The following is a 26,900-nucleotide window of genomic DNA, read 5'->3' as shown; positions in this document are numbered from 1 at the left end:
TAATACTAAAAAACGGGAACAAAAATGACCCCAAAGACGCTCGCCGAAACGGGCGAGTCCGATGACGGACTCAGCCCGATGGGAATCCGTTTGCGTAATCGCCGCAAGGACTTGAAGCTCACGCTTCAGGACGTGGCGGACGCGTCAGGCTTTTCCGTCGGGTTTATCTCGCAGATCGAGCGCGGCATTACGGTTCCGTCTCTGACCTCGCTGATCTCCGTCTGCCGGGTGCTGAAAATGGACGCGGGTTCGTTCTTCACGCCGCCTAAAAACGACCAGCCGATTACCAGAAAGCAGAGCCGTCAGGCCTTCGGGCTCACCGGGCTTGCCGACAACAAGCTGACCTATGAGCGGCTCTCGGCTTCCTTCCCCGGCAACATCCTGCGCAGCACGCTGATCCATGAGCCGCCGGGGTTCCGCAGCGAGCCCATGTCGCATGAAGGCGAGGAAATCTATTTCATCCTCGAAGGCGAACTGACCATCGAGCTCGATGGCGCGCGCACGATCCTGAACCCGGGCGACACCGCCCATTTCCCGTCCACCGTCGTCCACGCCACCTGGAACCATACGACGGAACCGACGCTGATTTTTCACACCTGCACGATGGATGTCTTCGGCGACGGAGAACCCTCGGGCGACCCCAATACCAGCCTGGTCATAACAAGGGCTGCAGACCGGCGAAAAGCGCCGAAACCTTCAAAATCCAAAAAGGGAACCGACAATGAATAAGCGCTTGACCACACTTGCTGCGGCCTTGCTTGCCGCTGCCTCCATTCACGGTTACGCCGCCGCCGGTGGCGTCCTCAGACTTGATGAATCCCCGATCGGCGAACTCGACCCCGCGAAGGCGACCGACTATGCCGACTCCATCCTCATGTTCAACATGTATGACACGCTCGTCATGCCGAAGCAGGGCGCGACCGGCTTCGACCCGATGCTTGCCGAAAGCTGGACGTCGGAAGGCAGCACCTACACATTCAAGCTGCGCAAGGATGTGAAATTCCAGAGCGGCAATCCGATGACGGCCGACGATGTCGTCTTCTCGCTCAACCGCATGAAGGCGATCGGCCAGGGCCTCTCCTACCTTTTCACCGATGTCGACAAGGCAGAAGCCGTTGACGCGTCCACGGTGAAGTTCACGCTGAAAAAGCCCTCCGCCCCCTTCATTGCCTCGCTGGTGCGCCTGCCAATCGTCGACAAGAAGCTCGTCATGGAGCATCTGGACAAGGGCGATGGCGAGATGAAGGACTGGGGACAGGCCTGGCTTGATACCCATGCCGCCGGCACCGGTGCTTACACGGTCGTCTCGCACAATCCGCAGTCCGAGACGATCATGAAGAAGAACCCGGCCTATTTCCTCGGCATTCCTGCCGCGGCACCCGACGAGGTCGACTTCAAATACGGCCTCGAAGCCGCGACCGTCCGCACGCTGATCACCCAGGGCAAGCACGACATCTCCTCGCAATGGCTGCCGCCGGAAGTCCTCAAGGCGCTGGCCGGCGATGGCGCACAGCTGTTTACCGAAAAGGGCACATCGGAATTCTACATCAAGCTCAACACGGCCAAGGCACCGTTTGACGATCCCGAATGCCGCCTCGCCGTCTCCTATGCCTTCGACTATTCCGCCGGCATCAAGATGGTGGCAATCAAGGACAAGGTGGCGCAGGGCAGCCCCTCCACCGGCGCGCTGCCGGTCGGCATGCTCGGCTCTCTGCCCGAAGCCGATGTGATCAAGCAGGATCTGGCCAAGGCGAAGGAACATCTCGCCAAGTGCAAGTACAAGCCGGCCGACATGAAGGTCGAACTGTCCTGGATCGGCGAAGTGCCCCTTGAGGAGCGTTTCGCGCTGCTGCTTCAGGCCAATCTTTCGCAAATCGGCGTCAAGGCCGAAGTGAAGAAGGTTCCGTGGGCGCTGTTCACGGAAATGGTGACGAAGCCAGAAAACACGCCGAACGTCTCGCAGGTCTTCGTCAATTCGGTCACCGGCGACCCGGACACGCTGCTTTATGGCATGTACCATTCCAGCGCCGCCGGCACCTGGATGTCGCCCGAATATCTGAAGGACGCCAAGGTTGACGAATTGCTCGACAAGGGCCGTGCTGCACCCGAGGCGGACCGCGCCGCGATCTATCAGGAGCTGAACAAGCGGCTGAAGGAACTCGCGCCGACGATCTTCGCGCAGGACCAGACGGCCGTCTTTGCCGCCAGCAAGCGCGTCACCGCGCCGGCGCTGTCCGATCCGAAGAAGGCGTTCGGCCTTGCCGGCTTCGGCTTCTCCTTCCGTCTGATCGAAGTGAAAGACTGAGTGGATGATTGCCCGGGCCGGCCGTGATGCCGGCCCGGTAACACCTTGAACCGGAATTTTGCCATGCCAGCTATTGTCCGCATCCTTGCGAGGCGGCTCGCGACGTCGCTTGTCGTTTTGATCGGCGTTTCGATCCTGATCTTCGCCATCGCCCGGATCATTCCCGGCGACCCGGCCCGCATTGCGCTGGGCCCGAACGCGACTGCCGATGCCGTGGCGGTGCTGCGGGACAAGCTGCATCTCAATGACAGCATCATTGCCCAATACGGCTATTTCATCGCCGACCTGTTCCATGGCGATCTCGGCATCTCGCTTTACACGAACCGGGCCGTCACCCGTGACATTGCCGACTTCCTGCCGGCAACGCTGGAGCTGGTGTTCGTCTCCGGGCTGATGATGGTGATGCTTGGCATTCCGCTCGGCGTTCTCTCGGCACGCTATCGCGGCACATGGATCGACCACACGATCCGGCTGGTGACGCTGCTCGGCGTCTCGGCCCCCGGCTTTGTCTGGGCCGTCATCCTCATGCTTGTTTTTGCCTATTTCGTGCCGATCTTCCCCGTGGCGGGGCGTCTCTCCGACGGGTCTGGCTTCCAGCCGATCACCGGTTTCCTCCTCTTCGACACGCTGATCAGCGGCAATATCCGCGCCTTCGGCGATGCACTGTGGCATCTGATCCTGCCGGCCTTCGCGCTGGCGCTGTCCGGCATCGGTCAGGCCGCGCGCCTTGTCCGCTCCAACATGGTCGAGACCTACAACAAGCCTTATATCGAAATGGTCGAAGCCTATGGCTTTTCGGCGCGGCGCATTGCCAATCGCTACGCCTTCCGCCCCTCGCTCATCCCGTCGCTGACGATTATCGGGCTCGACTTCGCCGCCATGCTGGGCAATGCGTTCCTGGTCGAGTCCGTCTACGCCTGGCCGGGCCTGTCGAAATACGGCGTCGCCGTGATCCTGCGCAAAGACCTGAACGCCATTGTCGGCACGGTGCTGATCATCTCGGCGATGTTCCTGATCGTGAACATTATCGTCGATCTGCTGGTCTCGGTCGTGAACCCGCGCATCCGCCTCTCGGAGCGCCCGGCATGAAGAAGACGCTCCTCATCCTGACCCGCAATCCGCTGTCGCTTCTCGGTCTCATTCTGGTGACGATCATCGTCCTTGCGGCCATCTTCGCGGATTTCATCACGCCCTTTCCCGAACATGTCGGCGCGGTCGTCGATTTCACCAATTTCAACCAGCCGCCGCATTGGCCGAACATCTTCGGCACCGACCTCGTCGGCCGCGATCTCTTCACCCGCGTCGTCTATGCCTATCGCGTTTCGCTGATTCTTGCCGCCGTCGTGCTCATCATCGCCGTGCCGATCGGCGTCTCCATCGGGCTGACAGCCGGCTATCTCGGCGGCTGGACGGAGTATGGGCTGATGCGCATCACAGATATCTTCCTGTCGATCCCGCCGCTGGTGCTCGCCATGTCGATCATGGGCCTGCTGGAACCGACGCTGACCAATGGCATGATCGCCGTCACCGCCATGTGGTGGCCCTGGTACACGCGGCTTGTCTATTCGATCACGCGGTCGGAGCGCGAGGAAGGCTATCTGCTGGCGGCCGAGGTCATCGGCGCTTCGAAGCTGCACATCATGTTCCGCGAAATCCTGCCAAACTGCGTACCGTCCATCGTCACCAAGATGACGCTCGATTTCGGCTTCGTCATTCTCATTGCCTCCTCCCTCTCCTTCCTCGGGCTCGGTGTGCAGCCGCCCACGCCGGACCTGGGCTCCATGGTCGCCGATGGCGCGAAATATCTGCCGGACAGCTGGTGGCTCACCGTCTTCCCCGGCCTTGCGATCCTCTTTGCCGTCTTCGGCTTCAACCTGATCGGCGACGCGCTGCGCGAAATCCTGGGAGGCGACCAATGACCGCCCCGACGCTGAAAATCGAAAATCTCAAGCTGGGCTTCAAGCTCTGGTCGGGCATGATCGAGGTGCTGCATGGTATCTCGCTGCATATCGGCAAGGGCGAGCGGGTCGCGCTGGTTGGCGAATCCGGCTCCGGCAAGTCCGTGACGGCTCGCATCGTGCTCGGCATGCTGCAGGAGATGAGCTCGGCGCGCATTTCCGGTGGGCTCACCTTCGAAGGCATCGATCTCGACAAGCTGAAGCCGCGCGACCGCCACCACCTGCGCGGCACGCGCATGTCGATGATCTTCCAGGACCCGACCTCGTCGCTGAACCCGGTCTATCCGATCTTCACCCAGTTCCGCGAAGTGCTGGCACGCGCCAATCCGGCGATCAGCGACGCGGAAGCGCGCATGAAGGCCATAACGGCCCTTGCCGATGTTTCCATCAACGAGCCGGAGCGCGTTCTCGACAGCTACGCATTCCAGCTTTCCGGCGGCATGAACCAGCGCGTCATGATCGCCATGGCGCTCGCCAATAATCCGTCCCTGCTGCTGGCCGACGAACCCGGCACCGCGCTCGACGTGACGGTGCAGGCGCAGACGTTGAAGCTGATGTCCGATCTGGTCGAGCAGCACGGAACGTCCGTGCTCTTCATCTCGCACAATCTGGGCGTGGTGCGCGAATTCGCCGACCGCGTCTACGTCATCTACAAGGGCCGGATCGTCGAACAGGGCCTGACGAAACAGCTCTTCTCCAATCCGCAGCATCCCTATACGCGGGCGCTGCTGGCCGCCGTGCCACGCATTACCGGCGGCGGCATCCCCGATATTGCGGAGGACACGGCAGGTTTCCACGATCCGCTGATTGCCCATCCCGGCGCGAGCGAGAAGGAGCTGCTTTCATGAGCGCGATCCTCGAACTCAGTGGTGTCAGCAAGGAATTCGCCGCCAACGGCCGGCGAACACTTGCCGTCGACAACGTCTCCTTCTCGGTCGAAAAAGGCGAGTGCCTGGCCATTGTCGGTGAATCCGGCTCCGGCAAATCGACCATCGCCAACATGATCCTCGGCATCTATGGCGCCAGCGCCGGCGCGATCGCCTTTGCCGGCGAACCGCTGCCCGAGCGGCGGGAGAAGCGCCATCGCCGTGCCATCCAGCTGGTGCAGCAGAACCCGCTTTCCTCGCTCAATCCGCGACGGACCGTTGGCGCGTCGCTCAGGCTGGCGCTCGACGTCCACGATATCGGCCCGAAGGCCGAACGTGCGGAGCGCATCGGCGCGCTCCTGCAGGAAGTGGGGCTGGAGCCGGACTATGCCCGCCGGTCGCCCGCCGCCCTTTCCGGCGGCCAGCGCCAGCGCGTCGCCATAGCGCGCGCACTTGCCTGCGAAAGCGAGCTTGTCGTTCTCGATGAGCCAACCTCCGCGCTCGATGTTCTGGTCCAGGCGCGCGTCTTGCGGCTACTGGCCGAACTCAAGGCAAAACGTGGCCTTACCTACGTTTTCATCACGCACGACCTTTCTGTCGTGCGCAACATCGCCGATCGGGTCGCCGTCTTCGAACGGGGGCGCTTGATCGAGATCGGCACGACGGAAGCCGTCTTCTCCTCTCCCACGCATGACTACACACGGCGGCTGATTTCCGCCGTGCCTGTCGTCAGCGACGCAGAGGCGGAGATGCGCCAGAACATCATGGAGATGACGCATGACTGACTACGGTTCATTCCTGAACGCACTGGCCTCACCCGGCCAGCCGGCAAAGGCGTTTGAAGCACTGGAAGCCCTGACGAAGGAGCTGGTCGGCGTGAAGCTCTTCACGGTCATGACCAGCAGCGGGACATCGAAAACGTCCGAACGGGTCTATTCCAACATGCCCGACGCCTATCCGGTATCAGGCACCAAGCCCTATCACGACAATGTCTGGTCGGACATTACGCTTCGCGACAAGCAGACCTTCGTCGCCAACACGATCGACGATATCGCGAAGGTCTTCGATGACCACGAGCTGATCAAGTCGCTCGGCTGCGAATCCGTCATCAACGTGCCTGTCATCATCGACGGGACTGTGGTCGGCACCATCAACTGCCTGCATGACCAAGGCTTCTACACGCAGGACCGCGTGGCCGCCGCCGAGGCGCTGAAGCTGCCCGGCGCGATCTGCATGTTGCTTCATGAAACCAAGAAGGGAACACTGTGATGAGCGGCAAGACCATTCGCGTCGCCACCGATGTCGGCGGCACATTCACCGATCTGGTCTGCTTCGAGACCGATCATGCGACCGGCGAGGCGCGCATCGTTACCGCCAAGTCGGACACGACCCCGCCGAATTTCGAACAGGGCGTGCTGAACGTCCTCGACAAGGGCGGTGTCGATCCGAAATCGATCGACTTCCTCGCCCATGGCACGACCGTCGTCATCAACGCGCTGACCGAGCGCAAGGGCGTCAAGGTCGGCCTGATCACGACGGAAGGCTTTCGCGACTCCATCGAGATCGCCCGTGGCAACCGGCCCGATTTCTTCAATCTGCATTATGTGAAGCCCGAGCCCTTCGTGCCGCGCTATCTGCGCCGCGAAGTCGGCGGTCGGCTGAGCTACAAGGGCGAGGAAATGCGTCCGCTCGATCTCTCGGCGCTGCCTGGCATTGTTGCCGACTTCAAGGCCGAGGGCGTGCAGGCCGTGGCCGTATCCTTCCTGCATTCCTATGCCGACCCGTCGCATGAAGAGCGCACGCTTGCCGAACTGAAGCGGCTCTGGCCGGAGGTGGCAACCGTCGCCTCACACCAGATCACCCGCGAATGGCGCGAATATGAGCGCACCAACACCGCCGTGCTTTCAGCCTATGTCCAGCCGACCGCGGAGCGTTATCTGTCGCGGCTCAAGGACGGCGTGACCGGCAAGGGCTTTGCCGGCAGCCTCTACATCATGCAGTCGAACTGCGGCGTCGATACGCTGGAATCCGTCTCGAAAATTCCGATCACCATGGTCGAATCCGGCCCGGCCTCCGGTTTCTGGGGCGCGGCCGAACTCGGCAAGCTCATCGGCGAGAAGAATGTGCTGGCGCTCGACATCGGCGGGACGACGGCCAAGTGCTCGCTGATCGAAGGCGGTCAGGTCAAGATCATGACCGACTACTGGATCGAGCGGAACCAGACCTCGGCCGGCTATCCGATCATGGTGCCGGTGGTGGATCTCGTCGAAATCGGCAATGGCGGCGGTTCGATCGCCTGGGTCGACAATTTCGGCAAGCTGCATGTCGGCCCGCAATCGGCCGGCGCCATGCCGGGGCCGGCAGCCTATGGCCGTGGCGGCACGAAGGCGACGACCACGGATGCCAATCTCTGGCTTGGCCGCATCAACCGCGACTATTTCTGCGGCGGCGATGTGATCGCCGATATGGCCGCGACCGAAACTGCCCTTTCCGAGCTTGGCACAAAACTGGGCACCAACCCGGACGACGCTGCACGCGGCATCATCCGCATCGCCAACAACAACATGGTCAACGCGCTGAAGCTCGTCTCGCTCAATCGTGGCCATGATCCGCGCGACTTCACCCTCGTCGCCTTCGGCGGCGGCGGCGCAATGCATGCGGTGGCGCTCGGCCAGGAGCTGGGCGTGAAGAAGGTCGTCATTCCCGCCGGCGCCTCCGTCTTCTCCGCCTGGGGCATGATGATGTCCGACCTCAGACGCGACTATTTCGTGACCAAGCTCGCCGATCTGAAGGCGGGCTCAGGGGCTGTGATCGAGGGCCTGTTTACGGAAACGGAAGCGCTGGCTCTCAAGCAGTTTGGTGCGGAAGGGATCGGAGCCGACAAGGTCAAGTTCCTGCGCTACGGCAAGTTCCGCTACCAGAACCAGGAGCACACGACCGAAGTTCTGGTCGGCAGCAACATTTCCGACGCCAAGCTTGCCGAGATCGAGGCTGCCTTCCACGAAACCTATGAGCGCGAATATACCTATCGCCTGAAGGCCCCTGTCGAACTGGTCGGCATCCATGTCGTGGCCTCAGCCGAAGTCGGCAAGCTCACCATGCAGGAAAAACCGAAAAGCGCGACACCCGTCTCGGCTGCCGTCAAGGGCGAGCGCAAGGTCGACTACGCGCTGGAAGGCATCCACACCGCAACGATCTACGACGGAACGAAGCTGGAGCCGGGGATGACGTTCTCAGGTCCTGCCGTCATCGAAGATCCCGGCACCACGGTCGTGATCCATCCCGGCAACGGGGTCGAGGTCGACGGCTTCGGCAATATCCACATTCACATCAAGGCTTGAGGAGCGTTCGCGATGACTGCAGTTTCACACGATCCCATTACGCTCGAAATCATCCAGAACTCGCTGCAAGCGACCGCCGACGAGATGTTCGCGGCCATGCGCAAGACGGCCATGAGCTCGATCATCTACGAAGTGCTCGACATGGGCACCGGCATTCTCGACGCGGAAGGGGAACTGGCAAGCAGCGGCGCCGGCATTCCCGGCTTCATCGGTGTGCTCGACAAGTCGGTGAAGGTTCTGGTGAAGAAATTCGACAAGCCCGGCGATGTCGAGCCCGGCGACGTCTTCATCACCAATGACCCCTATTATGGCGGCGTCACGCATCTGAACGATCTTGTCGTGGCCATGCCCGTCTTTGCCGATGGGAAGCTGATCGCCTGGACCGCCAATATCGCCCACAATTCCGATGTCGGCGGCAAGTCGCCCGGCTCGCTTTCGGCGGATGCGACGGAAATCTTCCAGGAAGGCCTGCGCCTGCCGGCCATCAAGATGATCTCGAAGGGTGAACCGATCCCCGGCATTTTCGATATCATCATGGTCAATTCGCGCATGCCCGATTTTATCGAGGGCGATCTCTGGGCGGCAATCGCATCGGTGCGCATCGGCGCGAAGCGTCTGGTCGAACTGGCAGCGAAATACGGCATCGCCACGTTCGAGGCCGCCATGCGCGACTTCATGAATTTCGGCGAACAGGTGTCGCTGAAAGCGCTCGCCGACCTGCCGCACGGCACGTTCGAGATGACGGAAGAGCAGGACGATGGCCGCTTCTTCAACGTCAAGGTGACGATCTCCGACAGCGAGTTCACGGTCGATCTGCGCGACAATCCGGATCAGGACACCGGGCCGTTCAATGCCGGTCACGACGACACGCTCGTCTCCACGCAGGTCATTTTCAAGGCGCTGACCTCGCCGCATTCGCCGGCCAATGGCGGCTCGTTCCGCCCGCTGAAACTGCTGACGAAGGAAGGGACGCTCTTCCACGCCAAGGAGCCCGCCGCTGTCGGCTTCTATTATGAAGTCGGCATCCGCGTGTACGACCTGATCTGGCGCTGCCTCGCGCCGCATATGCCGGAGAAGCTGCCGGCCGGGCATTTCGCCTCCATCGCCGGAACCTTCATCGGCGGCATCCATCCCGACACGGGCCGGCAATATACGATCATCGAGCCGCAGATCGGCGGCTGGGGCGCGGCCTTCGGACGTGACGGCAATTCGGCAATCTTCTCCGGCGTGCATGGCGAGACCTATAATTGCCCGGCGGAGATTTCCGAGGCGCGCAACGGTCTGACCATCGACCGGCTGGAACTCTGCACCGATGCGGGCGGCGAAGGCGAATTCACCGGCGGGCGCGGCATCCGGCTCGACTATCGCATCCGCCGCGACAATTCCTTCCTCACGCTCGGCTATACCCGCTCGCGCATTGCGCCGTGGTCGATTGCCGGCGGTCAGGAAGGCTCGCAGAACTACGCCCTCGTGATGCGCAAGGACGGGACGAGCGAGCGCTTCGCCTTCGGCTCCGGCATTCGCGTCGACAAGGACGATGTCATCCGCATCATCACCGGTGCTGGCGGCGGCGTGGGCGATCCGAAAAAGCGCGATCCGGAAAAGGTTCGCAGCGACGTCAAGAATGGCTATCTGACGGCCGAGCGTGCGTCCGAAGTCTATGGCGTCACCGTCTGACGGGGACAAACATGGCACTTTCAGGCAGATGACGGGAGGCCTGCCCCTTGAGAGTGGGGCAAGCCCATTTCGATCGCCTTAGAAGTCCATGGCGGCGCTGGCGGACATGGCCGGGGCGGCATCCTTCTTGGGCTTTTCAGCGATCCTCGCCTCCGTCGTCACCAGAAGGCCGGCAACAGACGCGGCGTCCTGAAGCGGGGTGCGCACGACCTTGGCTGGGTCGATCACACCCTGGGCGAAAAGGTCTCCATATTCGCCGGTCTGGGCGTTCCAACCGAAGCAGAACTCGTTCTTTTCGGAAACTTGCCGACAATGATCGAACCGTTGATCCTGCGGGAAAGCGGCTCGGTGACGCGACAGGTTTTCGAAACCGCCTGCAGAGAGGCCGGCTTCGATCCGGCCCCGTTCATCGTTGCAGGCAGCAACGAGGCCGTCAGCGAGGCGATTGCCGCAGGGATCGGCGTGGGACCGATTTTCGACGGCACCCTCCGACAACACGATACGGTCAGGCTTATGCCCTTCGGAACCACGCCCGCCACATGCGGGGTCTATGTCGTCATGGCCAAGGAAGCCAGAGGATTGCCTGCCATCGAGGCATTCATGGAGATCGTACTGGCTTGAATCGCTTGCAAGTTTGGTAGTCAAACAGCCGCATCTTCGGAAGCGGCTCCTCTCCAGCTTATGGAAGTTCCGTTTCGCTCTTGAACCGGTAAGAACCTACGACCCTGTGATTTGGAATGCTACGTATATGAGACGTCGGCTAACTTCTGGGAAATTTGACGGTCTGGGCCGCGAACAGATCGTCAAGTTCTATGAGATGTCCATTATTTATAGCTGGTCGAAGGAATTTCTCCAAGCGGGCAAGAAGCGCCTTGCCGGTGGCACCGACTGTTCAGCAACCAGCGACGAGGTGAAGGCACTTCAACGGGAAAGTCGCGATCTGAAGGAGGCTATCTCTTGCCGACATTACCCTGGAAAACCGCCTGTTCAAAAAAGCATGATCAGGGATGGGGCGGCGACGAATTTGATATCCCGCCACCGGAAAACTTGAGATCATCTGGCTGGTAGAGTAGTCGCATCTGTCAGTTGACCCCTCGAAAAGATCGGCATCTACAGGCCGACCATTTATGGCTTATATGACCGCTTCCTGACCCAAGGCGTGGAAGGACCGGAAGATCGGCCGTCCGCTCCGTCATGGGTGTAAAGCCGCATCCCAGACGATCTCCACAACCGCCTCATTGCGCTTGCGCTGGATCATGCCGCCGAGCGAAGGGATAACGGCTACAGATCTGAGTGTGCAAGTGATCAATCCACCGCGCCGAAATAGGGAACATAATCCGCATCGTAGCCGAAATAGCGCGGACCGACGAGCGCAATGCCGGCCTGAGTCTGCCATTGCGGATTGCAGGGGAAGGCGAGCGCCTTCAGCCGCAGGCCATAATGCAGGGAGTCTGCTGTGACGGGCGTCCCGCTTTCGGCATCGAGAAGCGTGATCAGATCCGGTGTCGTACAGACGATCTTGCCATCGAGGGCGGCCATCAGGAATTCGTTCTGGAAGTCCAGCTTGAAGCTGTGCCCCTTGAACTCTTCCACTCCCGTAAAGGTTGCCGTGCCCCGCGCGAAGCCGCCGACTGTGCGGCGGTCAACGTCGGTAACGCGACCATGAAACAGCGTCACCGCCTTCAGCGTCTCGGCAACCGCATCGACCGGATTGCCATGATTGGCGCGGGCCTCACGCAGTGTCAGCCCAAGCTTGGCGCAGAGCGACAGTGTTCCGCGCACAACGGCCTTCTTGGCGACCTCGCCGCTCATCGGATAGAAAGCCAGCAGCGCGGAGCCGCCCATTTCCACCGTGGCGGCACGTGCCAGCCGTTCGGTCCATTGGTTGCTGACCGTTTCCAGAACGAGCGAATTGCCCTTGTCGTCGCACAGCACCATCGGTGTGGCCGAAACACCGTGCATGGTGAAGGTCACCATCTGCAGTTCCGGATAGGCGCGGCCCATGCCATCGCCGTCAATCAGCGGCAGGCCGGTGGCGGCGGCAACCACAAAGGGCGTGGTCGAGTTCACCCCACCAGCTTCGCCGCACAGAACGGCATCGATCTTGCGGCCGAGCAGCTGTTCGAGCTGCCGGAAGGCATTGATCAGCTCGTCGCCCTGCGGCAGCTTTTCCGTCATGACGGTCGGCGCGCCCATCATGCAGACGGGTACGACGAGTGCATCGTCCGCCAGCTCCTCGACCGAAATCAGATGAACCGGCCCATGCTTGAGGATCGCCTGCTGCGCCATCAGCTTGCCGACATAGGGGTCGCCACCGCCACCCGTGCCGAGGATGGCGCCGCCGATGGCAATGTCTTCGAGGTCTTCGGCATAGATCGTCTTGAGTGTCTTCATGGTCTGTCCTCCGCGCAACAGCGCCGGGCGAAAAAGTGGAGTCCGGTTTTTCACTCAACCGGCGCGACAACAAAAATGGCTCAGCGCGCTTCGAGCGGCTTGAATGTCAGTTCGGGATAACCGAAGGCGGCCGGTCCAACGACCTTCAGCGCCTGCGGGGTCTTCAAGAGGTCATGAACCGGCAGAGCAATGACGGCGACGCGCTGGCCGTAGCGCAACACTTCCGTGGTCAGCGGCTCGCCGGTATCCAGTTCGAGATTGATGATCAGGTCCGGCACCATCACGACTGGCTCGCCATCGACCCAGAGCACGAGATTTTCGTTCTGGATGGCGATCCGCGCCTCCGATCCGTTCCATGCGCCTGAACCGACGAGTTTGGCGCTGCCGCGCGCAAAGCCGCCTTCCAGTCGCCGCTCGATATCGGTGATCTTGCCGGTGAAGCAGAGGCGCGCGCCGGTCGAGGCGCAAACCTCATCCACCACGTTGCGGCGTTTTGCACGGGCCTCCAGGATCGTTCGTCCGATCGACAGCGCCTGTGTCACCGTTCCGGGAACCGCTGTGCGGCGCACGAAGTCACCACGCATGGGCGCGACCGCAAGGCCTGCCCCCGCCCCCATGCCGACCGCGACGTCGCGGGCGAAGCGTTCCAGCCAGTACATGTCGATGATATTGCGGAAGACGACGACATTGCCCTTTTCGTCGGCAATCGCCGCCGGCGAGACATCCGCGCCATAGATCATATAGGTCGTCATCTGCACTTCCGGGAAGGCGCGGCCCATGCCGTCACCATCGACGGCGGGAATGCCGGCCAAGGCTGCCGCAATCAGCGGCTCCATGGCATTTGACCCGCCGATTTCGGCAGAGATGACAGCCGAAAATCGCTTGCCGGACGCCTCTTCGACAGCGCGCATGGCCCGCAGGCATTCGCCGCCCTCCTCGACCTTCTCGACGCCGACGACCGGCGCACCGATGCCGCCGACTTCCGACACCCATTCGTCATCTTTAAGCGCTTCCAGCGGGATGACGCGGATTTCGGCGCCCTTGCGCACGAGTTCGCGGGCGCGCAGCATGCCGATATAGGGATTGCCACCGCCACCCGTCCCGAGCAGCGCTGCGCCGAGCGACAGCGGCACAAGATCCGCCTCGCCGATCAGATAACCATCACTGCGCATGGAGTTCACCAACAGCCTTGACGCGCACGCGCGTTGCATTGCCAGGCAGATAGGCAAGCGGCACGTCCTCGACATCAACGATCTCGATTGTCTCCCGCGCCGCACCGGCTTGCACTGCGGCGTCGATGGCGCGCGCCTTGGCATCTTCCAGTGCATTCTCGCGACCGATTTCGGCCAGCGCATAGACGCGATCGATCTCGCCCGAGACCTGGGCAATGGCGGCCCCCACGGCATTGGCGACGCCATAGTGATTGGGCTTGATGACTTCGAGCCCGGCAATGTCACCATCAACGAGGATGGAGCCACCGCCAACCACGATCACGGGCAGTGGTTCGGGCGAAAGTCGCGAGCGCTCGACGCAATCCTCCAGCATGGCGATGATCTTCGCGCCGGTCCGCGCCAGAAGATCGGGCGAAAGGCCGGCAACCTTGGACTTGTCGCCGAGTTCAGCCAGACCGCGCGCGACCGCCGTATCCGTCGTCGTCAGGGTCGAGCCACCGAAGATCAGCGCCTCCGACTTGATGCGATAGCCGACGGAGACAGGGCCGACCTTGACGCCATCGACACCGTCCACCACCAGCGAGCCGCCGCCGAGACCGATCGAGAACACGTCGGGCATGCGGAAATTGGTGCGCACGCCGCCCACTTCGACCGCCACGGTCGCCTGACGCGGAAAGCCCTTCTGCAGCGAGCCGACATCCGAGGTCGTGCCGCCGATATCGACCACGATGGCATCCTTGACGCCGGAGAGGAAGGCCGCGCCGCGCATGGAATTGGTGGGCCCCGACGCAAAGGTCAGGACCGGGAATTTCTCGGCAAAGGCGGCATCCATCAGCGTGCCGTCATTCTGCGTCAGGAAGAACTTACCCTTGATGCCGGCTTCCGAAATCGCATTGCGGAAGGCGTTCATGACATGCGCGGAGAGATCGCGCAGGCAGGCATTCATGATGGCAGCGTTTTCGCGCTCCAGAAGCCCGATACGGCCGATATCGCTGGAAAGCGTGACATGCACGCCCGGAATTTCGGCGGCGAGAATTTCGCCAGCCTTCTTCTCGAAATCGCTGCTGACAGGGGAAAAGACGGAGGTAATCGCAACCGAACGGATGCCCTTGGCCTTGATATCGGCGGCAATGGACTTCAGCTCTTCCTCGTCCAGCGGTGAGATCACCCGGCCGTCGAATTCGTTGCCGCCATGCGCGAGATAGGCATGGTTGCCGATCGCCTGCTTCAGGTCTTCCGGCCAGTCGACCATGGGCGGCAGCGAGGCGGTAGCCGGCAGGCCGAGGCGGACGGCAGCCGTCTGGGCCAGATTGCGGCGCTGGACGACGGCATTGGTGAAATGCGTGGTGCCAATCATCACGAAGTCGATCGCCGAGGCTGCGATCCCAGATGCGGCCAGCACATCGCGCAGCGCATTGACGACGCCGCTCATCACATCGTCGGTCGTGGCCGATTTCACGCCGGCAATGACCTTTGTCCCCTCCATGACCACGGCATCGGTATTCGTGCCGCCGACGTCGATTCCAATTCTCAACATGATGTCAGTCCTCACTCAGATGTTGGGTTGCGGCGTTCCTGCTCGCGCAGTGCAAGCAGCGCCTCGGCTGTCGGGATTTCTCCATCGATCAGCGGAATTTTCGGGCGGACGGCCTCCTCCTCCGCCGTCACCACGGGAACGGAAGCGATGAGAAGGCGCGTATAGTCATGCGCCGGGTTCTCGAAGACTGCGTCCGAACGACCCGTCTCAACGATCCGTCCGCGATAGAGCACGCCGATCCGGTCGGCGAAATTGCGCATCAGCGACAGGTCGTGGGAGATGAAGAGATAGGAGAGTTCCAGCTCGCGCCCGAGATCGACCAGCAGATCGATCACCTTGGCCTGAACCGAAACATCGAGCGCCGAGGTCGGTTCATCGAGCACCAGAAGGCGCGGCTGAACCGCGATGGCGCGGGCAATCGCCACGCGCTGCTTCTGCCCGCCGGACAGTTCGTGCGGGAAGCGCTCGGCAAAATTGGCCGGCAATTGCACCATGTCGAGAAGCTCGCCGATGCGCGCATCGATCTTCCGCCCGGCAAGGCCCATGGCCTCAAGCGGGACGCGCAGCGACTGGCCGATCGTGCGGCGCGGGTTGAGCGACGAGCCCGGATTCTGGAACACCATCTGCACGAGCTTGCGCTTTTCTGCCGCCGCCATGCCGCCGCCGAGATTGCGCCCCTCGATCAGGATGTCGCCGGAGGTCGGCCGCTCCAGCCCCATGATCATGCGGGCAATGGTGGATTTGCCCGAGCCGCTTTCGCCGGCAAGGCCGTAGACCTCACCCTTGGCGATGGAAAAGGAGACGTCATCCACGGCGCGGACTTCATCGACGGTACGGCCAAAGCCGTTTTTCACCGGGAAGCCTTTGTTGAGGCCGATGATTTCGAGAACGGGAACTGTCATACGCGCGCCCCCGCCGAGCCGAAGCGCATGCCGCCGGTGAGGCGCGGCACGGCAGCGATGAGCGATCTCGTGTAGTCCTCGCGCGGCGCGGAGAAGAGTTCAGCCGCCGGTGCATGTTCGACCACCACGCCCTTGTTCATCACATAGACATAGTCTGACGTTTCCCGCACGACGCCGAGATTATGCGTGATCATCAGCAGCGCCAGACCGCGATCAGCGACGAGGTCTTTCAAGAGCTTCAGGATTTGCGCCTGCGTGGTTACGTCGAGCGCCGTGCCGGGCTCGTCGGCGATCAGCAGTTTCGGTTCGCTGAGCAGCGCCATGGCGATCAAGACGCGTTGGCGCATGCCGCCGGAAAGCATCACTGGATAAGAGGCTGCCACCCGCTCGGGATCGCGCATCCGCACCTGCGCCAGAACCTCAAGCACACGGGCCATGCGCTCGCGCCCGGAGCGCGACCGGCCGAGACGGCGATCGGCATATTTGAGGATCGTGCCGAGCTGGTCGGCAATGGTGAAGACCGGGTTGAGCGAACTCATCGGGTCCTGGAACACCATCGACATTTCTGTCCCGTTGAGCTTCTTGCGCTCGCGCGGTGGCAGCTTGAGAAGATCACGCCCCTCGTAGCGGATTTCGCCGGACAGAATGCGGGCCGGCGGATCGCGCAGCAGACCCATGATCGCCTTCATGGTGACGGTCTTGCCGGAACCGCTCTCGCCGACAAGGGCGACCTGCGAATGGGCCGGCACATCCAGCGAGACGTCATGCAACACCTGCTGGCTGCGACCATAGGCTGAAAACTGCACGTTCAGCCCGCGAATGGACAGAAGGCTCTCGCTCATTTGACCTCCTGCACATCGTAAAGGTCGCGCAGACCATCGCCGAGAAGATTGAAGCCGAGCGCCAGCACCAGAATGGCAAAGCCCGGCATCATCGATTCCCACCAATGTTCCGGCAGGAAGGCCGAGCCGGCGGCCACCATCGTGCCGAGGTCGGGCGTTGGCGGCTGGATGCCGAGACCGAGGAAGGAGAGCGACGCGCCGACGAGAATGACGAAACCGCAGTCCAGCGACGTCTTGACCGCGATCGCCGAAATGCAGTTCGGCAGGATTTCCCGGAACAGAATGTGGAATTTCGATGCGCCCAGCGTTTCCGCCGCCTCGATGAATTCCTGGCTCCGGATCTGTCGCGTCATCGAATAGACAAGCCGCGTGTGCCAGGTCCACCAGAGCGCGGCAATCGCCAGCATCGAATGCGTGAGATCGGGCGACAGCACTGCTGCAACCGCAAGCGCCATGACGAGCGGCGGAATGGCCAGCGCCACATCCGTCAGGCGCATGATGATCGTCTCGGTCCAGCCGTCGAAATAGCCGGCGATGAGACCCATGATCGTGCCGAAGGGAACGGCCGTTCCCAGAACCACAAGCGCGAGTGTAAGCGAGACACGCAGCCCGAAGATGACGCGGGTGAAGATGTCGCGCCCGACATCGTCCGTGCCGAACCAGAACGTGCCGGACGGCGGCAGGTGGCGGAAGCGGAAATTGACTACCGCGCCGGCATGCTGCGGATAGGGCGTGATATAAGGCGCGAAGATCGCCGCAAGAATGGCCAGCACGACGATCACAGCACCTATGACGGCCGTCGGATTGCGGCTGAAGCGATACCAGTTCTGGTAAGCGTTCGACAGGCGAGGAAGCTCGGCAGCCTTTGGGTTCACCACATCGCTCATGCGCGCCTCCCACGGATGCGAACGCGCGGGTCGACGAAGCCGACCAGAGCATCGATGACGAGATTGACCACGACGAAGAAGACGCCCGAAACGATGACCACGCCCATTACCGCGTTCAGATCCTTCTGGAGGATGGTGCGCACACCATAGGCGGCCATGCCGGGCCAGGCGAAGACAAGCTCGACCACGAAGGCATTGCCGATCAGCGAGGCGAATTCGAGCCCCATGATGGTGAGCGGCGGTACGAAGCTCGGGCGCAGCATGTATTTGAACAGGCGCACCGGCTCCGGCACGCCGAAGGCGCGGCTTGCCTCGATATAGTCCTGGCTGGACACATCGATCATCGAGGAGCGCGTGATGCGGGCGATCTGCCCCATCGTGGCCGCCATCAGCGCGATGGACGGAAGAAGAAGATAACGCCAGGCTTCCAGAAACACATCGAACCTGCCACGCAGCAGCGCATCGACGGTCACAAGACCGGTCATGTCGGCCACAAAGCCGATATTATGCGGCAGACGGCCCGTCGTCGGCAGGATGTGGAGCACATAGCCGGCCAGGATCTGCAGGAGCAGCGCCAGGAAGAAACTCGGGGTCACAGCGGCGAGGATCGACACGAAGCGCACGGCATTATCCGGCCAGCGATCCTTGAAGCGCGAGGCCAGCACGCCCAGCGGCACGCCGAGAAAGAAAGCGATGGTAATGGTCGAAAGCACCAGTTCGAAGGTCGCCGGGAAGGTCTCGCGGATATCGTCGTTCACCGGCCGGCGCGTCAGCAGCGACTTGCCGAGATCACCCTCCGCCAGCCCTTCCATATAGAGCACATACTGCTGGACCAGCGGCTTGTTCAGACCGAGCTCTTCCCGCAATTGCGTCACCTGTTCGGCGCTGGCGCGGGGGCCGAGCGCCAGACGCGCCGGGTCGCCGGGCATGGCGCGGGCAATGACGAAAATCACGATCGACAGTCCGAACAGGACCAGAAGCGACCACAAGATGCGCCGTATGAGGAAGAGTGTGAATTCCAAGTTCATGGCTCCCGCAGACCGGCGAAGCGGAGCGCTGCCGGTTGCCTGCGTTGCAATTGTGACATCCAGTCATGCCGGCGAGCTTCTGTCGAAACCCGCCGGCGCCTTGAGAGGCTTACTTGCAGGTCCAGCTGTAGCGCGTGAAGTTGTAGTCGAAGGACTGCATCGGCACGGCGTCAAAGCCGGTCAGGCACTTGTCCATCGCATGCTGCACCTTCTGTGTCAGCAGGAAGACATCAGGCTGGATCTCGACGATCTTGCGCTGAAGATCCTTGTAGATCTCGACCTGCTTGGCCTTGTCGCCCGTCTCGCGGGCGGCATCGATCATCTTGTCGATTTCCGGGTTCTGCAACCATTCCATCGAGGCCCAGGTGCCGGCCGCCTTGGAGTGATACTGCGTGAAGAACATGGAATCCGGCGAGGGATAGGTCGGGCCGAAGAAGATCTGGTTGACCGCCGGCGTGGTGTCGACCTTGCTGGCGATCTCGGTGATGCGGTTCCAAGGATCGGCCTGCTGCGTCACCTTGAAGCCGATCTGCTCGAGGTTCGACTGCATGAGAAGGCTGATCTCTTCCTCGAACTTCGTGCCCGCGACATAGCCGAGCGTGATCGGGATTTCCTTGCCGGCATATTTCGACTTCGCGACCTCGGCCTTGGCGGCTTCGAGATCATATTTTGCCGCCGGCACATCGCCCGCATGGAAGTCGGCGAAGGTCTTCGGCAGCGGGGTGGTCAACTCGCCGCCCGGAACCAGCTGCTGGCGGATCGTGTCATAGTCCGTCGCCAGCGCAATCGCCTTGCGGATGTGAACGTCATCCGTCGGCGGCACCTTGGTGTTGAGCTTCAGATAGAAGGCGACGGCCGTATCCTGCGCCACGACTTTGAAGCGGCCCATGGCTTCAAGCGCCTTGTAGGTTTCGGGCGACTGGAACTGGCTGGACATGGTCAGCTCGCCGGAGGCAGCCAGCGACTTCACGGTCGCTTCGTCATTGGTGATGATCCAGCGCACCTCGTCGATCGGGCCGGGGCCGAAACCCTTGTAATAACCCTTGTTGCGCGTGATCGTCATCTTCGCGCCGCGATCCCATTCCTTCAGCGAATAGGCGCCAGCACCGGCGGTGTTGGTGGCAAGCCAGGTCTGCCCCTCGTCATTGCCGGCATGTTCCTTCACCATTTTGGAATTGAGGATGAAGATGGCCGGAACGGTCGACAGGAAGGGGGAGAAGGTCTTGGAGAGCGTGAACTTGACGGTCTTGTCGTCGACGGCCGTGATCGCGCCGGGACCGATGACACCGGCGAAGAGGTTGGCCGGGCCCTGGTTGATCTTGAGCAGCCGCTCGACCGTGTAGACGACATCGGCGGACGTCACCGGCGTGCCGTCGGTAAACTTCGCATCCGCGCGCAGCTTGAAGGTAACTTCCTTCGCGTCCGGCGAAACGGTCCAGCTTTCAGCCAGTTGCGGGATCAGGTTGCCCTTGGAATCGACGCTGACGAGACCGTCATAGAGGTTCACCGCCGCCATATAGTCGGTGTAGTCGGAAATCTTGGCCGGATCGATCGTGCCGAAAATCTGCACCGTGTTCATGGTCACGACCGTATCGGCGAGCGCCGGGCCGCACAGCGCCGACCCTGCCAGAAGAACCGCAGCGAATGCCGAGGATTTGAAACCGAACTTGCTCATCATGCCTCCAGTTTTTGAAACGAGGAACCCCTGTGCCGGCGGCTTTGCCTGCCGGCGTTTGTGGGCGGCGCTTTCCGGCTCTTCCCATCTTCGTTCATGAACGTTGCATGGCAGGATGCGAAGGGACAATGAATGTCCGGTCTAGGTTTCGGATTTAATAGTCTAGGTTTTACGCCGAATAGCTAAGCCTTGGGCCAGTTTTTCGCGTCTATCTCAACAGGCCGAGTGCGCGGGCGGAGCCGATGGCCTCCTGCCTGTTTCGGCATCCAAGCTTGCGATAGATGTTTCCAAGGTGAAACTTCACCGTGGCCTCGCTCAAGCCCAGCTTGGCGGCAATTTCCTTGTTGGCGCCCCCTTCGGTCAGCATGATCAGGATCTTGCTTTCACGCCGCGAGAGCTTGCCCCCGACACCTGTCATGTCGCTGAGCCGGCTGCTGTCGCGCAGCTTGCGCACGATCTGGCGGATCGAGGCTGTCGCCAGGACGAAGCCGCCGATGCGCTGGTTGTCGATGAGGCCGTCCAGAAATACCCGCTCCTCCGCCAGCGCGGCCACCGCGCCAAGACGCGCGGCGGTTTCCAGCGCTTTTTGCAGAACCGAGCGCGCCTCGGTGAGATTGCGCGCCAGCTTGTGGAGATAGGCGAGCCAGACGCCCGCAGCGATGCGCTGCCGCTCGGTGATGTGAAGGCTGTCGAAGACGCGGGTCAGGAAGGGCTCAAGCCCCGGATGGTCCGGCTGGTCGAAGAGGGACTGCCGCACCCAGGCAAGCGCCAGCGCCAGTTCGTCCGGCTCCCTGAGAAGCGCAGCGATATCGCTGCTCGCCTCCAGCCAACTGCGATCTGCGCCGCCCTGCAGGCGCAACACGTCCATGGCCTCGCGCCAGCGCTGCCCGTTTTGCAGGACATTGACCTCACGCAGACTGATCATGGCCTGAAACTGCCGGTTGGAGATCTGATAGACCCTCCAGCGATCCAGAAATCCACGCGCGGCGGCGATCGAGAAGTGATCTGCCATCGCCTGCGCGCCATAGCGGAGGGCGAATTCGAGCAGGGTTGGCCAGATTTCGCCGTGGGAGAAATCGTCCATCTCGACATTGAGGAAATGGGCCAGAGGCTCCGCCCTGCCGCCTTCGTAGTCGACGCAGGCCTCCAGAAGCTTCTGGAGTCGTTGATCGTTGGGCGTCTCGAAGGGGACCTCTGCAAGCAGGCTCGCGCTTTCCTGTGCGTGCTGGCGTGCAGCAACGGCGTCGCCATTGAGCAGGCCCATCATCGAGCGGTGCAAGCTGATGTAGAAGCAGAGCAGCGGTATTCCGGCGGCGCGATAATGGAACATCGCCCGTTGGGCCACATCCTCCGCCTCACTGTAGCGCTGGGTGCGGATATAGTATTCGAGCACGTCATTGTAGAGCATGCCACGGAACAGATGCGCGTCCGAGGGGAACTCGGAGAGAAAGGTGAAGACACGGGCCAGCATGTCGTCCGAGAAATGGAAATCCTCATAAATGAACATGAGAACACGCAGTGCCCGGAAGTCTCGGGAATAGACCGTATCGGGCGCAAAGACCACCTCGGCATCGTTGGCATAGTCGCCATAGCGATCGACGAGAAGCCGCTTGGCGCGCGAAATATCGCCGCGCTTGAGAGCTTGAAGGGTGAGCGCCAGGACAATCGTCTCGCTCTGATGGGCGAAGCTGTAGGGAAAGCCGCTCAGCACGCGGTCGAGCGCCTCAAGACCGAAATGATAGAGAAAGTACGGGCCACCCGCATCAGCGAAAAGCTTCAGCGCATTGTCGTAGAGACCGGCCTTCTGGAAGATGGCGATCGCATCGGGAACACGTCCATGCTCGGAAAATGCCGCAGCGATCTCACGTGCCCCGCCGGGGGTCTGGAGCCGATCGGCAATTTCCGCGTCAAGCGCCGGCCTGATGTCGCCAACCAGCGCGGGCGCGGCGAGAACATATGTTCGTCCGTCCTGCCATCGCCTGGCAAAGGGAAGAAGTGCGCACCCTTCGGCCTCCAAAAGAGCAGCGCCATCCAGAAGAGATCGCAGATCGACGAGTTGGCTGTCTCGCAGTTTCGCCAGGTACTCAGTCCGCAGGAATTCCTTGAAGAAGGATGGCCGCGGGCCCGCCGCCAAGGGCCATCCGGCTGCAGCTTTCAGGAACGCGACATCCACGCCCGAGGCGGCAATATGCTCCATTTCAGCGTCGGAAAACAGGAGCCGATCCGGCTCGATCAGGGTCGCAGTTCCATAGGCAAGTGCTCTATGAAGCCCATCGATCCGCGTCTCAGGTCGCTTGGCCAGGATAATACGCTGCTCCCCGGCAATCATGCTTTCGGGCAAGGCTATCTGCTCAAGCCGCGCCGGCACATCCCAGATCAAGGGCGATCCGGGTGTATTCTCAATGTCATCCGTCCGGATGACCACCCCACCTGTCCGGGCAGCGATCTCTTCGAGCAGCACCGATTTGCCCATGCCCGCCGGCCCTTCTACGACAACAATCGGATGCGGATCATCGAGGATGAGCTGGCGCAAACCAGCCCGCTCCCACCGCCGGCGCACAATATGAGTCATTTTCAGTTACTTAACCCAGGACCCGAAGCGTAATATGATGACGCAACTTATCCCCGATGGCTAGCCGCTCACTCTCTGGGGAGGAGTCGAACTTTCTGCGCCGACTGTCCATGCGAAAGACCCGTCGCACGCACTCCGGAATAACTCCGCTGATAATTGGCCTCGGTTCTCTCGCCTTGAAAGGAAACGAACCCTCGACCCTTAAATTGCGGAATGAGCTAATCACCTGAGAGAATTGGGGAAGCAGATTAGAGAGCATCGTAAATTTAACGGAACTTGGAGCTTTTTTGGTGATGAAGGGGCATGACAGCCCGTGATCCGCTATATCGCCGCCACCGCTTTACCGCTGACATCATTGCCCACGCGGTATGCCTCTATTTCCGCTTTCCCCTGAGCCTGTGGATGGTCGAGGGTCTGTTGCCAGCGCGTGGCATCATTATCTCGCATCAGACCGTGCGGCTGCCTTCGTGAAGGCAGGAGCTGCTGTGTACGTCGGCGTCGCAACCATGGGGCTTTCGAAGCGATTTTATTTCTATGAACACCCTGGGGATTTCGCAGCGAACGAGCCAGAGGCTAAATCAAATGATCATAATCGAACTGTTGGGGCCTGATCCAAACGAGGTGTTTGTCGCGACGCCTCCGGCTCTGGAGTGGAACGGCCTCTCAATTCACGGAAGCGCCGGCCTCGAATTAGGATTGATCAAAGCCTATTCGCTGCCTTGGAACAAGCGACGCACAGCAAGATAGAAGAGTCCAACAATGCCGACTTTTTTATTCTTTTAAACCCACCACTTAGTTCAACAGTGAAACTTATGCGACATTGGTTCAGTCGCCTCCGGCACGCAGTTTCCAAGTGATTAAACTTCGGGAAATGACTCCCCCTATAGGTTGCAGTCATATGAAAAACCCCGTTCAGACGTGCAGTGCGTCCATAAAATTTACGAGAAACATGATGACTGACATTCTACCAGTGCTAGGGAAATTCAAAGACGAAGGCGGTCTCCGCGATTACATTGCTGCCAACCTTCATGCCATCGAGCCTGGGCTCACTCACCTGAAGACGGAGTATACGCTAGCGAACGATGAAGGAGGCACGGGGGGGCGAATTGATATCCTTGCTCGCGATGCCTTGAGGCATGTCACCTGCATAGAAGTCAAACGAAGCGAAAAAAGCGAACGCACCACTCTCAACGAGCTTAGCAAGTATATAACTCTGCTTGTAAAGCAGGACCGCGTCCCACGTGAGCAAATCCGCTGCATCGTCGCGTCCACCTCTTGGAATGAGTTGCTGCTGCCGCTCTCATATTTCGCTACTTTCGTCGGAGTAGACGTCCAAGGAATCAAGGTAACGGAGCAAGACGGTCGGATCATGTTCGAGCCGGTCGAACTCCTGCCCATGGAATTCCTTCCTCAACTGAGCCCTGAAATCAGCATACTTGAATTCGAGACCAGTGAAGATAGGGCATCGCACATCGATTATACGAAGGAGCGAAGCTCGAGGCTTCCCTTCGTACGCATCGCGTTGCTTCTACTTGACCCGTCAGACAATGCGGCGCCTCGATACACAACTTACCGGACAATCGTTTTCACATGGAGGATCGCGCCGGCCCACGATGACGAAATAGAGCGTGTCATCGGCAACTCGATTGGCTGGCTCTTCCCCTATGGTTTTCCGGGCTGGGAAGCCGAAGCAGACGTAAGCGACTGGATCGCCGAGGGCGACGGCGCACCGCATATTATGAGGATTGACGCGGAATCAAGACGTGGAACACCTGAGAAGATTGACAGGCTTCTTGCTATATACCAGGTCAACTCAATAGTGAGGCTAGGCGACTGGCCGGCGTCCGAATTCGTGAATGACGACGAAACCCTCATTTTGCAGATACGAGCCCAGTCTTCGATGAGCGGCAGTGGCCAGCTCAGCCGTCATGTATTTTCCGCAACCGTGAATCCCAAATATTCCTCGTCGTGGAAATCAGAACGGGACAGCTTCCTGCGCTTCCTTTCGTTTGAACCTCGCTGGAGAAAGAGCGCCGAAGAATTCTTGGGCCAGCTCACATCTGGCAACCTAACCGTCGAGCTGATTGCATATCATAAGAGCAATATATTCTACACAATCTACCAGGCGACGGCTTCTTGCCAAGCGGCGCTATCCGAATTTGCGATCACTGTACGGCGGAAGGACACGGTGGTTGGTATGCTCGCAGGATATTATCTTTGGGATGGTTTTACGTCCCCGGGGGTGAACGAAGCAAAGACCAATATGACAATGGCTTATGGCAGCCCGTTTTTGACTATCGCCAGTTTATTTAGTGCACAGGGTAACGAGCCGAAAATCGATACCATGTCTCAACATGGTTTTGTGCCGACACTAATGCTCCGGGAAGGAGACCAGTACACGGTGGTCGAAGGGCTAAATCATGCGCTGACCATCAACGAGTTTGTACGAGACAATCCAGAGTACAGCGCTGAGGTAGCGAGACTGCTAAACTCCACCGGTCCTTTGCCTGCAGACCCTCTCAAAAATGCATTCCAAATCGATGACGACTGATTTGTCGTTTTGCATTTAATCGCGAGACCCCGCATCCAATAATTTCAATAAGATAGCGCAGCACCTAACTTGAGATCGGGCACCCAATTTGAGATTCGCCGGTTCGATTTGGCTACTTAATGTGAGATTCACCGCATAGAAAAAGATGACCACCGATGGCCAAGCTTCATCAGAAAATTCGAGATATTACAGAGTGTTATCTCCGAATCCGAGAGCGTCAAACGCCGGAAACCGAACCGGCGAATCTCAAGTTAAGTGGTAACAGCTGTTCTCTCCCCACGTTGCCCTTCGCCGTCTGATCTGTGATCGAGGTCGCATGGATGAGCGGGAAGGAGTTTCTCCATGGAGACTACAATGGAGGTTCTCACAACGCGTCGTGGGCGGCGTGATGCCCATCGCCAATGGCCCGACGAGATCAAGGCTCAGATCGTGTCGGAGAGCTTGCGGCCGGGCGCGACGGTGAATGAGGTTGCCGAGCGCTACGGGCTCAAGGCGAACCACCTGTCGTCGTGGAGAACCATGGCTCGTCGCGGCAAGCTGGTTTTACCTGCGCCGGAAGATGCTGTCGAATTCGCCGCCTTGGTTGTCGAGAAGTCACCTCAGACCATTACGCCAGAAGCGCCATCAACCAAGGCGGTTTCCCGCGCAGAGATTGTCGTCGGTCCCGTGACGATCCGCCTTGAGGAAGGGGCGTCTGTGGCCAGACTCGTAGCTGTTGCACGCGCATTGGCGGGGGCGACATGATCTTTCCCTCGAACCGCGTCCGCATCATGGTGGCGACCAAGCCCGTGGACTTCCGCAAGGGGCACGACGGGTTGGCGGCGCTGGTGAAGAACGAGCTGCACAAGGACCCGTTCACCGGAACGGTCTTCGTGTTCCGGTCGCGCAAGGCAGATCGGCTGAAGCTGATCTATTGGGATGGTAGCGGCATTGTGCTGGCCTACAAAAGGCTGGAAGAGCACACTTTCAGCTGGCCCGGTATCAAGGATGGGCTGATGACACTGACGCATGCCCAGTTCGAGGCGCTGTTTGCGGGGCTCGATTGGCGGCGCGTCCGTGCCGTAGAGACAGGCTTTGGTGCGTGGGTCGTTGAAAGAACGGAACTCCGTCTTTGATGCTGCTTCTATGGGTTAGCTTTTGTGCAGCGGACGGATTTCGGGCGTGCGCAGGCCAGCATGCGATTGAGGACAGCG

Annotated in this window: 21 protein-coding genes and 3 pseudogenes; 15 read left to right on the top strand and 9 right to left on the bottom strand. The window is 60.6% G+C overall.

Annotation, left to right across the window (positions count from 1 at the left end; all coding sequences use genetic code 11):
• The first annotated feature begins 24 nt into the window (after nt 1–24).
• The 9 genes from LQK84_RS03745 (at nt 25) to LQK84_RS03705 (ending at nt 10,147) form a co-directional block, all read left to right on the top strand.
• Nucleotides 25–729: a helix-turn-helix domain-containing protein gene (locus LQK84_RS03745; protein ID WP_230827313.1), complete on the top strand. Its 705-nt coding sequence runs from the start codon at nt 25–27 to the stop codon at nt 727–729.
• Nucleotides 722–2,305 (top strand): ABC transporter substrate-binding protein, encoded by a 1,584-nt coding sequence (locus LQK84_RS03740; protein WP_230827312.1) that lies wholly within the window; start codon nt 722–724, stop codon nt 2,303–2,305. Before LQK84_RS03745 ends, LQK84_RS03740 begins: the two co-directional genes overlap by 8 nt.
• Before the next feature lie 63 nt (nt 2,306–2,368).
• Nucleotides 2,369–3,394: an ABC transporter permease gene (locus LQK84_RS03735; RefSeq protein WP_230827311.1), complete on the top strand. Its 1,026-nt coding sequence runs from the start codon at nt 2,369–2,371 to the stop codon at nt 3,392–3,394.
• Nucleotides 3,391–4,224, top strand: a complete 834-nt coding sequence (locus LQK84_RS03730) for an ABC transporter permease (RefSeq protein ID WP_230827310.1) — start codon at nt 3,391–3,393, stop codon at nt 4,222–4,224. Before LQK84_RS03735 ends, LQK84_RS03730 begins: the two co-directional genes overlap by 4 nt.
• Nucleotides 4,221–5,111 carry an ABC transporter ATP-binding protein gene (locus tag LQK84_RS03725; protein WP_230827309.1) on the top strand — a complete coding sequence of 297 codons (891 nt, stop codon included), beginning with the start codon at nt 4,221–4,223 and terminating at the stop codon, nt 5,109–5,111. Before LQK84_RS03730 ends, LQK84_RS03725 begins: the two co-directional genes overlap by 4 nt.
• On the top strand, nt 5,108–5,914 hold the full coding sequence (locus LQK84_RS03720) for an ABC transporter ATP-binding protein (protein WP_230827308.1): 807 nt from the start codon (nt 5,108–5,110) through the stop codon (nt 5,912–5,914). Before LQK84_RS03725 ends, LQK84_RS03720 begins: the two co-directional genes overlap by 4 nt.
• Complete coding sequence (locus tag LQK84_RS03715) at nt 5,907–6,398, top strand: GAF domain-containing protein (RefSeq protein WP_230827307.1); 492 nt, start codon at nt 5,907–5,909, stop codon at nt 6,396–6,398. Before LQK84_RS03720 ends, LQK84_RS03715 begins: the two co-directional genes overlap by 8 nt.
• On the top strand, nt 6,398–8,470 hold the full coding sequence (locus LQK84_RS03710; RefSeq protein WP_230827306.1) for a hydantoinase/oxoprolinase family protein: 2,073 nt from the start codon (nt 6,398–6,400) through the stop codon (nt 8,468–8,470). The genes LQK84_RS03715 and LQK84_RS03710 overlap by 1 nt, the downstream gene beginning before the upstream one ends.
• Before the next feature lie 12 nt (nt 8,471–8,482).
• Nucleotides 8,483–10,147, top strand: a complete 1,665-nt coding sequence (locus LQK84_RS03705; RefSeq protein ID WP_230827305.1) for a hydantoinase B/oxoprolinase family protein — start codon at nt 8,483–8,485, stop codon at nt 10,145–10,147.
• Between the two features lie 78 nt (nt 10,148–10,225).
• Here LQK84_RS03705 and groEL read toward each other — a convergent pair.
• Nucleotides 10,226–10,470: pseudogene (gene groEL, locus LQK84_RS03700) on the bottom strand (chaperonin GroEL); the annotation flags it as partial.
• On the opposite strand from groEL, the gene LQK84_RS03695 reads away from it, so the two are divergent.
• A complete protein-coding gene (locus LQK84_RS03695; protein WP_230827304.1) occupies nt 10,460–10,768 on the top strand; it encodes a LysR substrate-binding domain-containing protein in 309 nt (102 codons plus the stop codon). The pseudogene groEL and the gene LQK84_RS03695 overlap by 11 nt on opposite strands.
• A gap of 127 nt (nt 10,769–10,895) precedes the next feature.
• Nucleotides 10,896–11,198, top strand: a complete 303-nt coding sequence (locus tag LQK84_RS03690; protein WP_230827303.1) for a hypothetical protein — start codon at nt 10,896–10,898, stop codon at nt 11,196–11,198.
• A gap of 254 nt (nt 11,199–11,452) precedes the next feature.
• Here LQK84_RS03690 and LQK84_RS03685 read toward each other — a convergent pair whose 3' ends face one another.
• The 8 genes and pseudogenes from LQK84_RS03685 to LQK84_RS03645 all read right to left on the bottom strand — a co-directional run bounded on the left by LQK84_RS03685 (nt 11,453) and on the right by LQK84_RS03645 (nt 23,117).
• Entirely contained in the window at nt 11,453–12,541 is a 1,089-nt protein-coding gene (locus tag LQK84_RS03685; protein ID WP_230827302.1) for a DUF917 domain-containing protein, read from the bottom strand.
• Between the two features lie 80 nt (nt 12,542–12,621).
• A complete protein-coding gene (locus tag LQK84_RS03680) occupies nt 12,622–13,713 on the bottom strand; it encodes a DUF917 domain-containing protein (protein WP_230827301.1) in 1,092 nt (363 codons plus the stop codon).
• Nucleotides 13,703–15,250 carry a hydantoinase/oxoprolinase family protein gene (locus tag LQK84_RS03675; RefSeq protein ID WP_230827300.1) on the bottom strand — a complete coding sequence of 516 codons (1,548 nt, stop codon included), beginning with the start codon at nt 15,248–15,250 and terminating at the stop codon, nt 13,703–13,705. The genes LQK84_RS03680 and LQK84_RS03675 overlap by 11 nt, the downstream gene beginning before the upstream one ends.
• A gap of 11 nt (nt 15,251–15,261) precedes the next feature.
• A pseudogene (locus LQK84_RS25305) lies at nt 15,262–16,994 on the bottom strand (dipeptide ABC transporter ATP-binding protein).
• On the bottom strand, nt 16,991–17,881 hold the full coding sequence (locus tag LQK84_RS03660; protein WP_230827297.1) for an ABC transporter permease: 891 nt from the start codon (nt 17,879–17,881) through the stop codon (nt 16,991–16,993). The pseudogene LQK84_RS25305 and the gene LQK84_RS03660 overlap by 4 nt, the downstream one beginning before the upstream one ends.
• The gene (locus LQK84_RS03655) at nt 17,878–18,909 is read right to left on the bottom strand and encodes an ABC transporter permease (RefSeq protein WP_230827296.1); all 1,032 of its coding nucleotides are present in this window, start codon (nt 18,907–18,909) and stop codon (nt 17,878–17,880) included. Before LQK84_RS03655 ends, LQK84_RS03660 begins: the two co-directional genes overlap by 4 nt.
• Nucleotides 18,910–19,018: 109 nt before the next feature.
• Complete coding sequence (locus tag LQK84_RS03650; RefSeq protein WP_230827295.1) at nt 19,019–20,584, bottom strand: ABC transporter substrate-binding protein; 1,566 nt, start codon at nt 20,582–20,584, stop codon at nt 19,019–19,021.
• Between the two features lie 208 nt (nt 20,585–20,792).
• Nucleotides 20,793–23,117, bottom strand: coding sequence for a LuxR C-terminal-related transcriptional regulator (locus LQK84_RS03645; protein ID WP_230827294.1), 2,325 nt, complete (start codon nt 23,115–23,117; stop codon nt 20,793–20,795).
• Nucleotides 23,118–23,459: 342 nt separating this feature from the next.
• On the opposite strand from LQK84_RS03645, the pseudogene LQK84_RS03640 reads away from it, so the two are divergent.
• From LQK84_RS03640 to tnpB, 4 genes and pseudogenes are all read left to right on the top strand, one after another.
• Nucleotides 23,460–23,612 (top strand): annotated as a pseudogene (locus tag LQK84_RS03640) (IS6 family transposase); the annotation flags it as partial.
• A 493-nt stretch (nt 23,613–24,105) separates the two neighbouring features.
• Nucleotides 24,106–25,707 carry an endonuclease NucS domain-containing protein gene (locus LQK84_RS03635; RefSeq protein WP_230827293.1) on the top strand — a complete coding sequence of 534 codons (1,602 nt, stop codon included), beginning with the start codon at nt 24,106–24,108 and terminating at the stop codon, nt 25,705–25,707.
• 354 nt (nt 25,708–26,061) lie between these two features.
• Nucleotides 26,062–26,451 (top strand): IS66-like element accessory protein TnpA, encoded by a 390-nt coding sequence (gene tnpA / locus LQK84_RS03630; protein WP_230827292.1) that lies wholly within the window; start codon nt 26,062–26,064, stop codon nt 26,449–26,451.
• On the top strand, nt 26,448–26,822 hold the full coding sequence (tnpB, locus tag LQK84_RS03625) for an IS66 family insertion sequence element accessory protein TnpB (RefSeq protein WP_230827291.1): 375 nt from the start codon (nt 26,448–26,450) through the stop codon (nt 26,820–26,822). The genes tnpA and tnpB overlap by 4 nt, the downstream gene beginning before the upstream one ends.
• Nucleotides 26,823–26,900 lie beyond the last annotated feature (78 nt).

The sequence above is a fragment of the Rhizobium sp. C4 genome (assembly GCF_021026315.1).
Lineage (GTDB): Bacteria > Pseudomonadota > Alphaproteobacteria > Rhizobiales > Rhizobiaceae > Ensifer_A.
This window is presented reverse-complemented; position numbering and strand designations above follow the sequence as displayed.

Excerpts from the sequence above, each read along its gene's own strand:
- LQK84_RS03745 (WP_230827313.1), top strand. The coding sequence starts at position 25 with ATGACCCCAAAGACGCTCGCCGAAACGGGCGAGTCCGATGACGGACTC.
- LQK84_RS03740 (WP_230827312.1), top strand. The coding sequence starts at position 722 with ATGAATAAGCGCTTGACCACACTTGCTGCGGCCTTGCTTGCCGCTGCC.
- LQK84_RS03735 (WP_230827311.1), top strand. The coding sequence starts at position 2,369 with ATGCCAGCTATTGTCCGCATCCTTGCGAGGCGGCTCGCGACGTCGCTT.
- LQK84_RS03730 (WP_230827310.1), top strand. The coding sequence starts at position 3,391 with ATGAAGAAGACGCTCCTCATCCTGACCCGCAATCCGCTGTCGCTTCTC.
- LQK84_RS03725 (WP_230827309.1), top strand. The coding sequence starts at position 4,221 with ATGACCGCCCCGACGCTGAAAATCGAAAATCTCAAGCTGGGCTTCAAG.
- LQK84_RS03720 (WP_230827308.1), top strand. The coding sequence starts at position 5,108 with ATGAGCGCGATCCTCGAACTCAGTGGTGTCAGCAAGGAATTCGCCGCC.
- LQK84_RS03715 (WP_230827307.1), top strand. The coding sequence starts at position 5,907 with ATGACTGACTACGGTTCATTCCTGAACGCACTGGCCTCACCCGGCCAG.
- LQK84_RS03710 (WP_230827306.1), top strand. The coding sequence starts at position 6,398 with ATGAGCGGCAAGACCATTCGCGTCGCCACCGATGTCGGCGGCACATTC.
- LQK84_RS03705 (WP_230827305.1), top strand. The coding sequence starts at position 8,483 with ATGACTGCAGTTTCACACGATCCCATTACGCTCGAAATCATCCAGAAC.
- LQK84_RS03695 (WP_230827304.1), top strand. The coding sequence starts at position 10,460 with ATGATCGAACCGTTGATCCTGCGGGAAAGCGGCTCGGTGACGCGACAG.
- LQK84_RS03690 (WP_230827303.1), top strand. The coding sequence starts at position 10,896 with ATGAGACGTCGGCTAACTTCTGGGAAATTTGACGGTCTGGGCCGCGAA.
- LQK84_RS03685 (WP_230827302.1), bottom strand. The coding sequence starts at position 12,541 with ATGAAGACACTCAAGACGATCTATGCCGAAGACCTCGAAGACATTGCC.
- LQK84_RS03680 (WP_230827301.1), bottom strand. The coding sequence starts at position 13,713 with ATGCGCAGTGATGGTTATCTGATCGGCGAGGCGGATCTTGTGCCGCTG.
- LQK84_RS03675 (WP_230827300.1), bottom strand. The coding sequence starts at position 15,250 with ATGTTGAGAATTGGAATCGACGTCGGCGGCACGAATACCGATGCCGTG.
- LQK84_RS03660 (WP_230827297.1), bottom strand. The coding sequence starts at position 17,881 with ATGAGCGATGTGGTGAACCCAAAGGCTGCCGAGCTTCCTCGCCTGTCG.
- LQK84_RS03655 (WP_230827296.1), bottom strand. The coding sequence starts at position 18,909 with ATGAACTTGGAATTCACACTCTTCCTCATACGGCGCATCTTGTGGTCG.
- LQK84_RS03650 (WP_230827295.1), bottom strand. The coding sequence starts at position 20,584 with ATGAGCAAGTTCGGTTTCAAATCCTCGGCATTCGCTGCGGTTCTTCTG.
- LQK84_RS03635 (WP_230827293.1), top strand. The coding sequence starts at position 24,106 with ATGATGACTGACATTCTACCAGTGCTAGGGAAATTCAAAGACGAAGGC.
- tnpA (WP_230827292.1), top strand. The coding sequence starts at position 26,062 with ATGGAGGTTCTCACAACGCGTCGTGGGCGGCGTGATGCCCATCGCCAA.
- tnpB (WP_230827291.1), top strand. The coding sequence starts at position 26,448 with ATGATCTTTCCCTCGAACCGCGTCCGCATCATGGTGGCGACCAAGCCC.